Origin of the sequence: Polynucleobacter sp. 80A-SIGWE (assembly GCF_018882295.1) — a bacterium.
GTDB lineage: Bacteria > Pseudomonadota > Gammaproteobacteria > Burkholderiales > Burkholderiaceae > Polynucleobacter.
Map to the genome: position 1 here is coordinate 267,482 of NZ_JACVOR010000002.1, position 11,676 is coordinate 279,157.

General features: G+C 46.9%; 14 protein-coding genes. 10 read left to right on the forward strand and 4 right to left on the reverse strand.

The features are described 5' to 3' along the window. Window positions 1-37 precede the first annotated feature (37 nt). From ICN25_RS06130 to ICN25_RS06140, 3 genes are read left to right on the forward strand one after another with little or no spacing between them, the layout of a single operon-like run. Window positions 38-787, forward strand: coding sequence for an electron transfer flavoprotein subunit beta/FixA family protein (locus ICN25_RS06130; protein WP_216180178.1), 750 nt, complete (start codon window positions 38-40; stop codon window positions 785-787). Beyond that, window positions 788-1,723, forward strand: coding sequence for an electron transfer flavoprotein subunit alpha/FixB family protein (locus tag ICN25_RS06135; RefSeq protein ID WP_216180179.1), 936 nt, complete (start codon window positions 788-790; stop codon window positions 1,721-1,723). Between the two features lie 53 nt (window positions 1,724-1,776). Then, the gene (locus tag ICN25_RS06140) at window positions 1,777-3,564 is read left to right on the forward strand and encodes an acyl-CoA dehydrogenase (protein WP_216180181.1); all 1,788 of its coding nucleotides are present in this window, start codon (window positions 1,777-1,779) and stop codon (window positions 3,562-3,564) included. A gap of 40 nt (window positions 3,565-3,604) precedes the next feature. Here ICN25_RS06140 and ICN25_RS06145 read toward each other — a convergent pair whose 3' ends face one another. Together ICN25_RS06145 and ICN25_RS06150 are read right to left on the reverse strand one after the other, a co-directional pair. Further along, window positions 3,605-4,051: a hypothetical protein gene (locus ICN25_RS06145; protein WP_216180183.1), complete on the reverse strand. Its 447-nt coding sequence runs from the start codon at window positions 4,049-4,051 to the stop codon at window positions 3,605-3,607. A 36-nt stretch (window positions 4,052-4,087) separates the two neighbouring features. Then, the gene (locus ICN25_RS06150; RefSeq protein ID WP_216180185.1) at window positions 4,088-4,612 is read right to left on the reverse strand and encodes an META domain-containing protein; all 525 of its coding nucleotides are present in this window, start codon (window positions 4,610-4,612) and stop codon (window positions 4,088-4,090) included. 253 nt (window positions 4,613-4,865) lie between these two features. Here ICN25_RS06150 and rpsP point away from each other — a divergent pair, with 253 nt between their 5' ends. From rpsP to ICN25_RS06180, 6 genes are all read left to right on the forward strand, one after another. After that, window positions 4,866-5,111 carry a 30S ribosomal protein S16 gene (gene rpsP / locus ICN25_RS06155; RefSeq protein WP_011902362.1) on the forward strand — a complete coding sequence of 82 codons (246 nt, stop codon included), beginning with the start codon at window positions 4,866-4,868 and terminating at the stop codon, window positions 5,109-5,111. Window positions 5,112-5,204: 93 nt separating this feature from the next. Further along, complete coding sequence (gene rimM / locus ICN25_RS06160; protein ID WP_216180186.1) at window positions 5,205-5,768, forward strand: ribosome maturation factor RimM; 564 nt, start codon at window positions 5,205-5,207, stop codon at window positions 5,766-5,768. Window positions 5,769-5,811: 43 nt separating this feature from the next. Next, window positions 5,812-6,558 (forward strand): tRNA (guanosine(37)-N1)-methyltransferase TrmD, encoded by a 747-nt coding sequence (gene trmD, locus ICN25_RS06165; RefSeq protein WP_216180188.1) that lies wholly within the window; start codon window positions 5,812-5,814, stop codon window positions 6,556-6,558. 126 nt (window positions 6,559-6,684) lie between these two features. Then, a complete protein-coding gene (gene rplS, locus ICN25_RS06170) occupies window positions 6,685-7,083 on the forward strand; it encodes a 50S ribosomal protein L19 (RefSeq protein ID WP_215375214.1) in 399 nt (132 codons plus the stop codon). Between the two features lie 64 nt (window positions 7,084-7,147). Then, window positions 7,148-7,885 carry a CoA pyrophosphatase gene (locus tag ICN25_RS06175; RefSeq protein ID WP_216180191.1) on the forward strand — a complete coding sequence of 246 codons (738 nt, stop codon included), beginning with the start codon at window positions 7,148-7,150 and terminating at the stop codon, window positions 7,883-7,885. Beyond that, window positions 7,882-8,841, forward strand: coding sequence for a CobD/CbiB family protein (locus ICN25_RS06180; RefSeq protein ID WP_216180193.1), 960 nt, complete (start codon window positions 7,882-7,884; stop codon window positions 8,839-8,841). The genes ICN25_RS06175 and ICN25_RS06180 overlap by 4 nt, the downstream gene beginning before the upstream one ends. Here the strand turns inward: ICN25_RS06180 and rsgA are convergent. Beyond that, window positions 8,786-9,799, reverse strand: coding sequence for a ribosome small subunit-dependent GTPase A (rsgA, locus tag ICN25_RS06185; RefSeq protein ID WP_216180196.1), 1,014 nt, complete (start codon window positions 9,797-9,799; stop codon window positions 8,786-8,788). The two genes, ICN25_RS06180 and rsgA, sit on opposite strands and share 56 nt — an antisense overlap. 23 nt (window positions 9,800-9,822) lie before the next feature. Continuing rightward, the gene (locus ICN25_RS06190; RefSeq protein ID WP_216180199.1) at window positions 9,823-11,073 is read right to left on the reverse strand and encodes a M48 family metallopeptidase; all 1,251 of its coding nucleotides are present in this window, start codon (window positions 11,071-11,073) and stop codon (window positions 9,823-9,825) included. 15 nt (window positions 11,074-11,088) lie between these two features. Here ICN25_RS06190 and orn point away from each other — a divergent pair, with 15 nt between their 5' ends. After that, complete coding sequence (orn, locus tag ICN25_RS06195) at window positions 11,089-11,676, forward strand: oligoribonuclease (RefSeq protein ID WP_216180202.1); 588 nt, start codon at window positions 11,089-11,091, stop codon at window positions 11,674-11,676.

Here is an 11,676-nt window from a genome sequence, read left to right on the forward strand (position 1 = left end):
TAAAATAGAAAAGTTACTCAAAAATAGAGAATTCAGCATGAAAATCTTAGTAGCAGTAAAGCGTGTCGTTGATTACAACGTCAAAATTCGGGTGAAATCAGATAACTCTGGTGTCGATCTGGCAAACGTCAAAATGAGCATGAACCCATTTGATGAGATTGCAGTTGAGGAAGCAGTTCGACTAAAAGAAGCAGGTGTGGCAACTGAGGTAGTAGTTGTTTCTGCTGGCCCAACGCAATGTCAAGAAACCTTGCGTACTGCATTGGCGATTGGTGCAGATCGCGCCATCTTGGTAGAAACCGATGCTGAATTACAGCCTTTAGCAGTTGCAAAAATTCTCAAGGCGCTCTCTGAAAAAGAACAAGCGCAGATTGTGATCTTGGGCAAGCAGGCAATTGATGACGATAGCAATCAAACCGGCCAGATGTTGGCGAGCTTGATGGATATTCCACAAGCAACCTTTGCTTCCAAAGTGGTCGTTGCAGATGGTAAAGCGAGTGTTACTCGTGAGGTGGATGGTGGTTTAGAAACCATTGCGATTACTTTACCTGCAGTCATTACAACTGACTTGCGTTTGAATGAGCCACGTTATGTGACTTTGCCAAACATCATGAAAGCCAAGAAGAAGACTTTAGAAATCGTGAAGCCTGAAGAACTGGGTGTTGACATTGCTCCACGTCTTAAAACCCTCAAAGTAGAAGAGCCGCCAAAGCGCTCTGCTGGTGTGATGGTGGCTGATGTAGCGGCTTTGGTAGATAAACTTAAAAATGAAGCGAAGGTGATTTAAATGGCCGCACTCGTTATTGCTGAACACGATAATCAATCCTTAAAGGCAGCTACGCTCAATGCGGTAGCGGTTGCTTTGCAGTGCTCCCCTGAGGTGGATGTATTGGTAGCTGGTAGCGGCGCTGATACCGCAGCTTCCGCCGCGGCCCAAATCGCTGGCGTGCGTAAAGTGATTCAAGTAGATGCCCCATCTTTGGCTGATCAACTTGCTGAGCCTTTGGCTGCACAGATTCTCTCTATTGCTAATGGCTACAGCCACATCCTGGCGCCAGCAACTGCTAATGGTAAGAACGTATTGCCACGCGTTGCCGCCAAGTTAGATGTAGCACAGCTATCGGATATCACTAAGGTTGTCTCACCTGATACCTTTGAGCGTCCGATTTATGCGGGTAATGCGATTGCTACCGTGCAGTCTGGCGATCCAGTTAAGGTCATTACGGTGCGTACTACTGGATTTGATCCAGTCGCTGCAAGCGGTGGATCAGCTGCAGTTGAAAAGCAAGCAGCTACTGAAGTTTCCGGTAAATCTTCTTTCGTGGGTCGTGAACTCACTAAGTCAGACCGTCCTGAGCTCACTGCTGCCAAGATTATCGTATCCGGTGGTCGTGGTTTAGGTTCTGGTGAGAAGTATCAAGAGATTGTTGTACCTTTGGCTGACAAGCTTGGTGCGGCACTTGGCGCATCACGTGCTGCAGTAGATGCTGGCTATGTTCCTAACGACTATCAGGTAGGTCAGACTGGCAAGATTGTTGCTCCACAGTTATATGTCGCAGTAGGTATCTCTGGTGCGATTCAGCATTTAGCGGGCATGAAAGACTCTAAGGTGATCGTAGCGATTAACAAAGATCCTGAAGCGCCAATCTTTAGTGTTGCTGATTACGGCTTGGTTGCGGATTTAAATACCGCCGTTCCTGAACTGACTAACTTACTCGGTTAAGGCGATTCGAGATATTTTTTAACTATCTTTACCTCTGATTTATAGGAATACTTATGCCGTATGTAGCCCCAGTAAAAGACATGCTATTTGTGATGAACGAACTAGCGGGGCTATCTGAGGTTGTTTCTTATCCCTCCTACGCTGAGGCCGGTGCTGATGTTGATTTGGCCCCAGCGATTCTGGAGGAGTCTGCCAAATTCAATCAAGACGTTGTAGCGCCTCTCAATTGGCCAGGTGATCAGCATCCCAGCTCATTAAAGGACGGTGTTGTCACTACTACCCCTGGGTTCAAAGAGGCCTTTGAGCAATTTGCTGCGGCAGGTTGGCAGGGTGTCGTGCACCCTGCAGAGTTTGGTGGTCAAGGCTTGCCTAAGCTGATTGCCACCGCCTGCTTTGAGATGGTGCATTCAGCTAGCTTGTCGTTCGCCTTATGTCCGATGCTGACCGATGGTGCGATTGAGGCTTTATTAACTGCAGCAAGCCCTGAGTTACAAGAGCGCTATGTGCCTAAGATGATCTCTGGGGAGTGGACTGGATCCATGTGCCTCACTGAGCCTCAAGCAGGCTCCGATTTATCGATGGTTCGTTCTCGCGCCGTACCCGACGTTAATGGCACATACAAAATTTTTGGTACCAAGATCTATATCACCTATGGTGAGCACGACATGGCAAAGAATATTGTCCATCTCGTATTGGCTAGAACACCAGATGCGCCAGAGGGTGTGAAGGGCATCTCTTTATTTGTAGTGCCGAAGTTCTTGGTGAATGCGGATGGTTCACTGGGTGAGCGTAATGATGTTCATTGTGTCTCGATCGAGCACAAGCTTGGCATCAAGGCCAGCCCAACTGCAGTCTTGCAGTTTGGTGATCATGGTGGCGCAGTCGGCTACTTAGTTGGCGAAGAAAATCGTGGCCTTGAATACATGTTCGTCATGATGAACGCCGCTCGCTTTGCAGTTGGTATGCAAGGTATTGCAGTTGCAGAGCGTGCATATCAAAAGGCAGTGCAGTATGCCAAGGACCGAGTTCAGAGTCGCGATCTGACGGGCTCTCCAGGCCCTGTAGCAATTATTCATCAGCCCGATGTGAAGCGCTTGCTGATGACTATGCGTGGCTACATTGAAGCATCTAGAGCTTTGGCGTATTACGCCGCAGCTGCATATGATGCGCAGCATGCATCCCCTGATGAGGCGGCTCGCAAGCAGAACCAAGCGGTATATGAATTTCTGGTTCCGATTGTGAAAGGTTTCTCAACTGAGATGTCGATTGAGGTTGCCAGTTTAGGTGTGCAGGTTCACGGCGGCATGGGCTTCATTGAAGAGACTGGTGCAGCACAACACTATCGTGATGCTCGTATTCTGACAATCTATGAAGGCACCACAGCTATTCAGGCAAATGATCTGATCGGTAGAAAAACAGTGCGTGATGGTGGCGCAACTGCAAAGCTATTCTCAGAAAAAATCCAGCAAACTGAAAAAGATCTCGCAAGCAGCGGTACCGCAGATGCAAAAGCAGTGTTGAAGCAATTAACTTCAGCGCGTGAAGCATTTGAAGCTTCGGTGGCTTACATTGTGGCGAATGCCAAAACGGATATCAAAGCAGTCTATGCAGGTAGTTTTGCATACTTGCGTTTATGTGGTTTGGTATTGGGTGCCTGGCAAATGGCACGCGCTTTATTGGCTGCGCAAGAGTTACGTGCCGGTGATCCGAATTTCTATGATGCCAAGATTGCTACTGCTCGCTTCTTTGCGGAAAATCTATTGCCACAATCGCAAGCTCTCGCAACATCGATCTTAGAGAGCGGTCATTCCACTAATGCACTAACGGCGGAGCAGTTTTAAGGTTTAAAAAATTGCCACCGCCATTAAAAAGCTATCCGCATTACTGGGATAGCTTTCTTGCTTCTTGGAGTTGAGAAATGAAGAATTGTTCAAATGCAATTGCCAAGAAGGTCATCATGACGCCTGCACCAAAGACCAAAGAAAAAATCACTGTCAGCACAACTGGCCAACCAGATTGAGTTGCTCGGCTAGGCTCTAAACCCGGATTAAATTGGGCATCCCATTTTTCATCGGCGCGTAAGCCATAAGCGATGGTGGTTAACCAGCTTGCCTCAAGGGTGATGAAGCCGAAGGTGATGAGAACCCAACCTGGTGCAGAGTGGAAGTGCGTATCTTTAAGAATCAACCAGCCGGCGATTCCGCCAATAAATGAAAATAGTTGAGCCCATCCCCAGAAGGATTTAAATCCTTGCAAATAAAAACAGTTCAAACCAGTCCCGGGAAAAAATAATCCGAGTGAGCAGAATAGGAGTTTGTATTTTTTCATGCGGACTTTCAGTAATGTGCTTATCTAAGTATTGAGTTATTTTGCAGAATTATTTTTTTGCATGAAGCTTAAAACTTCACGATCTGCGCCAATCATCAGAAGTTGATCGCCGTTGCGCACAATCGAGCGGTAATCATTTAATTCATAGAGAAAGTCATTCTCTAGCTCCATTCTTTGTGGCGTGCAGGCCATCTTTGTAGCGGCAATTTGATCCAGCGTAAAGCCTCTGGCATCTTCAGTAATACGAGCTGTAAAGCGATTGCATCCTGTAGATCCACTCACACGCTCACCATTCGCATCAAAGATTATTTGGATTGGGTTGCTGTTGTCGCCCTGTGGAATTTGTCGGGCACGTACCTCACCTTTAGCATTGGGTGCGAGATTCCAGCGCACTAACTCCCATTTAGTGTTTCTGAATTCACTGCTTGGAGGGCTGGTTTTGGCATTGCAGGGCGGAATGACATTGGCGCAGGCGGTCAAAAAACCTAAGCCAAGGCAAGAAAGAACAAGAAAAAAGCGCTTTATAGGGCCTCTGGAGGGGCTAAAAATGGCAGTTTTCATAGCGGTATTTCTGTAAGTTATTGTTTTTAATAATTATTTAATGAGCTACTGGGTTCTATTCTACTGTTGAAGCCAAAAGGGTGCCCGCTTAAATAGGTGGATCAAGTAGGGGTTTTCGTCTAGAATATGAGGTTTTCCGCTATACCGTGCATTTGTTTTGTTAATTTGCTCAGTTAGTTGGAGCCCAAGATTTTGTAGTAATTTCATTGGGTTGTAATCAACCTGTTTTCATTTTAGATTTTAAGGAATAAGTATGGTCGTCATTCGACTGGCACGCGGCGGTTCAAAGAAGCGCCCTTTTTATAGCATCGTGGCTACAGACAAGCGCAATCGTCGCGACTCGAACTTTATCGAGCGTATTGGTTACTTCAATCCACAGGCAGCAGCGACAGAGCAAGCAATGCGTATTGCTCAAGATCGTTTGACCTATTGGACTGGTGTTGGCGCGCAGATCTCTCCAACAGTAGTTCGTTTGATCAAAAACAATCCTGCGGTCTAAAGACTTCAAATCCAAAGACTTTTTCTTAGTGATGAAGTCTTTGGTAGCAGAATTTACTTGTAGTGTTATTTGGGGAGTTGAGGTGGCTTCAATATGAATACACCTTCCCTAGATGATTTGATTGAGCTCGGTGCAGTTCAGGACGCTCAAGGCTTACAGGGTCAGATTAAGGTTCGCCCTCATTCTTCCGATCCCGTAGCACTCTTATCTAGCAAAGAACTTTGGTTATCTCTCATTCCTCGACGGAGTGCGGGTGTTGCTGCGTCTCATGAGCAGGCTTCATTAAAGCTGTACAAGGTGAAGCAGGCCAAGATGCATAGCGGTACTGTAGTGATTGCTTTAGATGGCATAACTGATCGTGACCAGGCTGAGGCTTTAAAAGGCGCTCGCATCTTAGTTGCTCGTGAAGTATTTCCAAAAGCAGAGAGCGATAGTTATTACTGGGTTGATCTGATTGGTTGCAAGGCAATTAATCTTCAAGGCGCAAGTCTTGGTGAGGTAATTGACATCAACGATAACGGCGCCCACGGAATCATTGCCCTTGGCGATCCAGAAACCAAAACAGTAAAACAGTTGGTACCTTTCGTAAAAGAAGCGGTGCAAAACGTCGACTTGCCGAACAGGCTCATTACTTTAGATTGGCAAGCCGACTGGTAGTTGGCGCTAAATGCAAAACAGTAATTGATCTTCTATTTCCAATATGCGCTTTGATGTAGTCACCTTATTTCCTGAAATGTTCCCTGCTTTAACGCAGTGGGGTATTACTGGGCGCGCTTGTGAGCAGGGTCTTGCCAGTGTCAATCTCTGGAATCCCCGTGACTATTGTTCTGATCCCCGTAAGACTGTGGATGATCGCGCCTATGGCGGTGGCCCTGGTATGGTCATGATGGCAAAACCATTGGAAGACACGATATCCGCTGTTAAAGCAGCACATCAATCTCAAAATGTCGCTTCTGGGCCAATTTGTCTCCTGGCACCTCAAGGGGAGATCTTTTCCCAGAAGATAGCGACAGATATACTCAATTACGGTAATTTAACCTTTATTTGTGGTCGATATGAGGCTGTTGACCAGCGTTTTATTGATCGAAACGTCGATTTACAGCTTTCTATGGGCGATTTTGTGGTTTCCGGCGGGGAATTGCCTGCTATGACCATGATGGATGCAGTTATTCGCCTCATCCCAGGGGCCTTAGGCGATGGAGAATCTGCCGTCCAAGATAGCTTTATTAATGGTCTTTTGGACTATCCGCACTACACCCGCCCTGAAATATATGAAAATTTATCTGTTCCGGACGTGCTTTTGGGCGGACATCACGCTAAAATAGCGGATTGGCGTCGGCAGAAGTCTTTAGAGCTGACGCTAAGGCTTAGACCTGATTTAATTAAATCAGCAAGAGCTACTGGGTTGCTAAGTAAAGAAGATGAGCAATTTCTTCGAACGCTGTAAGTAATTATGGTTTTGAATGAAGTGTTTGTGTTTTGATTTAGTGAAATGGTTTTAACTGCATCCTCTGTCTGGTCCGTTGATGAAAGTCTCGGGATTAAACGCTGACAAGATGTTTAAGGATTAATAATGAATTTGATCGAAAAAATTGAGCAAGAAGAAATTGCTCGCTTAAGTGCTAACAAAGTACTTCCTACTTTCGCTCCTGGCGACACAGTAGTTGTTGGCGTAAACGTAGTTGAAGGTACACGTAAGCGTACCCAGGCCTTTGAAGGCGTTGTGATTGCTAAGCGCAATCGCGGACTGAATTCAAGCTTTATCGTTCGTAAGATTTCATCTGGCGAAGGTGTAGAGCGTACATTCCAAACTTACTCACCATTGATCGCTAGCATTGAAGTGAAGCGTCGCGGTGATGTACGTCGTGCCAAGTTGTACTACTTGCGCGATCGTTCAGGTAAGTCTGCACGTATTAAAGAAAAACTTCCTGCACGCAAAGTTAAAGCAGTTGCTGAGACTGTAGCGGAATAAGGTTTGCTTTAATCCAAAAAGAAGGCGGCCTAGGTCGCCTTTTTTATTGCCCTAAAATAAGCTAATGACTCAGAATCAGAAACCCCAAGAGCAAAAATTGAGTGCAGCCACTCCATTGAGCTTTGATGCGCAGGCGATTCCGATTCATGGAGTATGCGCAGATCAACCCAGGGTAGCTGACCATCATTTGCATCCAGAGAATCTAAAGAGTCGTTTTCTAAGTCCTCCCGATTGGCAGCCAGAGATCACGGATGAGAATCGACAGGTTATTGCAGCAGGCATTATTCAAAGCCGCCAAGCCGCTGGAAAAATAACTCAGGCAGCAGTGCTCATCCCTTTACTGTTGAAAGCCGATGGACTGTCAGTGCTGCTAACCCAAAGGACCGATCATTTACACGACCATGCTGGTCAAATTAGCTTTCCGGGTGGGCGTATGGATCCAGGCGATTCCAGTCCCAATGACACCGCTTTGCGAGAAAGCGAAGAGGAAATTGGCTTGGATCGGCAGGGGGTGGAGATCATTGGCCATTTGCCTCAATATTTAACGGTTTCGGGCTATAGTGTGACGCCAGTTGTGGGATTGGTAAAACCTCAGGCAGAATATGCCTTAGATGCCTTTGAAGTCGCAGATGTTTTTGAAGTGCCTTTACATTTTTTAATGGACCCTGCAAATCATCAAGTACGAGTCTGGGAGAGTGATCAGGGTAGTCGTCGGTTTTATTCAATGCCCTATGAAAATCGTTTTATCTGGGGTGCTACTGCTGGTATGTTGCGTAACCTTTATCATTTATTAAAAGTATGACTTTCTTTTCTATTCTCTTTGCCCTCATTGCTGAGCAATATCGCCCAGTAACTTCGACCCATTGGATCGCGCGCATGAGCGCTCGCTGGTTAGATTGGGTCGCCGGTGAATTCGGTGGTAAGACCGAAGAAGGTGCGAGCCCAGTGGGTGCTCGTATGGCGTGCTTGGTAGCTTTCATTCTGCCAACATTTTTAGTATTTGTACTCTATGTTGTGTTCATGGTGACCTTCCCAATTTTGGGATTCTTGTGGAACGTATTAATTGCGTATTTATTTTTTGGCTTTCGCCAATTTAGTCACTCCTTCACATTGGTCCATGAGGCGATTGCAAATCATGATTTGCCAGCGGCGCGTGCGGCTCTGGCTGAGTGGTATGGCCCTGAATTAGATGCATCCAATCTCACAGAGACTGAAGTAATTTCTCTTGCACTAGAGCGCGCCATCATTGGTTCTCATCACCATGTATTTGGTGTGCTGTTTTGGTTCTTAATGCCAATGGGTCCAGCGGGCGTGGTCTTATATCGCCTGGCTGATACAGCTGCTCAGCGCTGGTCAGAAAAGGGCGATTTCAATTTAAGTGAAGCAGCGCGTCATTTCTTCTACGTATTGGATTGGGTTCCTGCACGTATTACCGCGATGGGCTTTGCGATTGTGGGCAACTTTGAAGGCGCAGTCTATGCATGGCGTCACTTGACTGGTAAATGGTCTGACTCTTTATCAGCAGTGATCTTGGCATCCGGTAGTGGTGCCCTGGGTGTTCGTTTGGGTGAGCCTATGAGCGAGCCTGATAGCGATGAAGCTTTGCGCATGGCTGAAGCTGGTGAGCCCGTTGTTTACGAAGTAGGCCTTGAGCCGAATGAGCGCACGATGCGCTCTGCAATTGGTTTGGTGTGGCGCTTAGTTATCGCTTGGATGGCTTTATTGCTAATGCTGACCATCGCTCTTTGGCTTGGCTAATTCCCTGAATCTGCGTATCGGCCGTTTTTGAATCGGATCGTAATTGCCTAAATAGCGCCAGTCTTTCTGGCGCTATTTCATTTCTGTCTACAGCTTCTCGTATTGCACAGTCCGGCTCAGATTGGTGAGCACAGTTATGAAAGCGACACTTGCCCAGCAAGTCATGAAACTCCCTAAAGGCATGCTCGAGTTCGCTAACCGACATATGTGCCAAGCCAAACTCCTGAAAGCCTGGAGAATCGATTAAAGCACCCAATTTGCCGTTCTCACCCCGCCCCCAAGCCTCAGGTAACTCAAAGTAGCGGCAAGCTGTGGTGGTGTGTTTGCCGGTATCGAGGCGAACTGAGTACTCTTGAGTAATTGCTGCTGCATTTGGAACCCAGGCGTTGAGTAGACTTGATTTGCCCATGCCAGATTGACCTACAAACACCGAGACTTTGCCGCAGATAGCAGGGCGCAATGCTTCGATGGAGGCTTCATCAAACTTGGCGGATACCTCAGTTACGGGATAGCCCATACGTGCGTATGGCGCAATGATTTTGCGAGCGTGCTCTAAGTTATCTTTGAGGTCACATTTGTTCAATAGGATGTGCAAGCCAATTTGATTTGTCTCTGCGGCGACAACAGCCCTTCCCAAAAGATCGGGGGAGAAGGCGGGTTGCGTAGCCAGGACGACTAATATTTGATCCACATTCGAGGCGATCAATTTACTTTTAAAGGCATCAGATCGATAGAGTAAATTTTCTCGTGGCTCGATGCGAACAATGCGTGCTTGATCTACTGAGGTCATCTCCAGGAGCATGCGATCACCTACTGCACCAATGTGTTGCTTAGCTGGCGTACTTACCTGAATTAATTCACCGACAGGGGATTCATTCCCACGCTCATCTTTGACTAAGCGTTGCGCTAAATAATGCCTTCCGTAGGAGGCAGTGAGTAGCGCGTGAAATTGTTCCATTAACTAAATATGTTCCGGCTTACTCAGTTAAAACGTTTGAGATTGGAAATGCGCAATGGAGCAGGGGGGTGCGAGCTATAGAACGCGGTATAGATCGGATCTGGCGTTAAGGTCGATGCATTGTCTTGATAGAGCTTGACTAAGGCAGAGATCAAATCGCTTGCAGAGGATTTATCTGCAGCAAAACCATCTGCCTCATATTCATGTTTACGTGATGCCAAGCTCGATAGCGGAGTCAGGAAGAAGCTAAAGACGGGCGATACCAACATGAAGAGCGCTAAGGCTAGGCCACCGTTATAGCCATTAGGGTTGGGCATCACACCAAGATCGCTATAGAACCAAGGCTGCGTACTGATCCAACCTAGGAGTGCAAATGTCGCAAAGCTCAAAGCAAAGGAAACCAGTAAACGTTTACGAATATGGTTGCACTTGTAGTGGCCTAGTTCATGAGCCAGAACCGCTTCCACTTCTCCAGGGTTGAGTTTTTCGATTAGGGTATCAAAAAAGACAATACGCTTGGCTTTACCCATGCCGGCAAAAAATGCATTGCCGTGCGCGCTACGTTTGCTGCCATCCATCACAAAGAGGCCTTGGCTTGCAAAATCACAACGCGTCAACAGAGCTTCGATTTGGGTCTTTAGTGCGCCCTCTTCTAGTGCTTCAAACTTATTGAAGATAGGCGCGATAAAAGTTGGAAATATCCACTGCATCAATAAGCTGAAAACAGTAAGAACACCCCACGCCCATAGCCACCAGAAGTCACCTGCTTGAGCCATTAAGCTGAGAATGACCCAGAGCAGTGGAACGCCAATTGCACCACCAACGCCTAAGCCCTTAAACATGTCACTAAAAAAGAGTTTGGCATTCATGCGGTTGAAACCAAAGCGCTCTTCTAGGTAAAACTGTTTGTACCAGGAGAAGGGTAGGTCAATAATTCCGGAGATCAAGACAATCGATATCAATAGAGCCATTTGCTGTGCAATGCCCTCTCCCAATAGTTGCAGAAGAGAAAAGTTCAAAATCTGTAAACCGCCCAAGAGCGTGAAGCCCATCAAAACAATTGCGCTGAAGCCATTCTCTAAAATACCGAGGCGTAGTTTGGCAATCGTATAGTCGGCAGCTTTTTGGTGTTCGGCCAGAGAGATCTGTGAGGCGAACTCAGCGGGCACCACATCACGGTTGAGTGCAACGTGACGAATTTGGCGTTGGGATAACCAGTGGCGTAGACCAAAGCTGGCGATGAAGGCGATTAGAAAAACAATTGTGAATGTCATGAGATGATTATAGATATGAGTGAAAAAACAAGTACCCCTGCACCAAAGGCGGCGCCAGCCAATGAACACCTGATTTGGGTGGATATGGAGATGTCAGGCTTAGACCCTGAAAAAGAGCGCATTTTGGAAATTGCCGTGATCGTGACCGATGCACACCTCAATACGATTGCTACTGCCCCTGTTTGGGTGGTTCACCAAGACGACGCCTTATTGGATGCGATGGATGCCTGGAATAAGGGCACCCATGGACGCTCTGGCCTCATTGATAAGGTCAAGGCCTCAACCACAGATGAAGCCACTGCCGAAGCTGAATGTATTGCCTTCCTGAAGAAATACATCAAACCCGGAATTGCGCCTATGTGCGGCAATACGATTGGTCAAGATCGACGCTTCATGGCTAAATACATGCCTAAGCTTGAAGCATTTTTTCATTATCGGAATATCGATGTTTCTACCCTCAAGGAGCTCTGCAAGCGTTGGCATCCTGAGCTGGTGAAGGGCTTTACTAAAAAGCAGGCTCATACCGCCTTGGCAGACATTGAAGAATCCATTGAGGAACTCAAGTACTACCGAGAAAAGTTCATCGTGCCTTTGCCGGAGTGA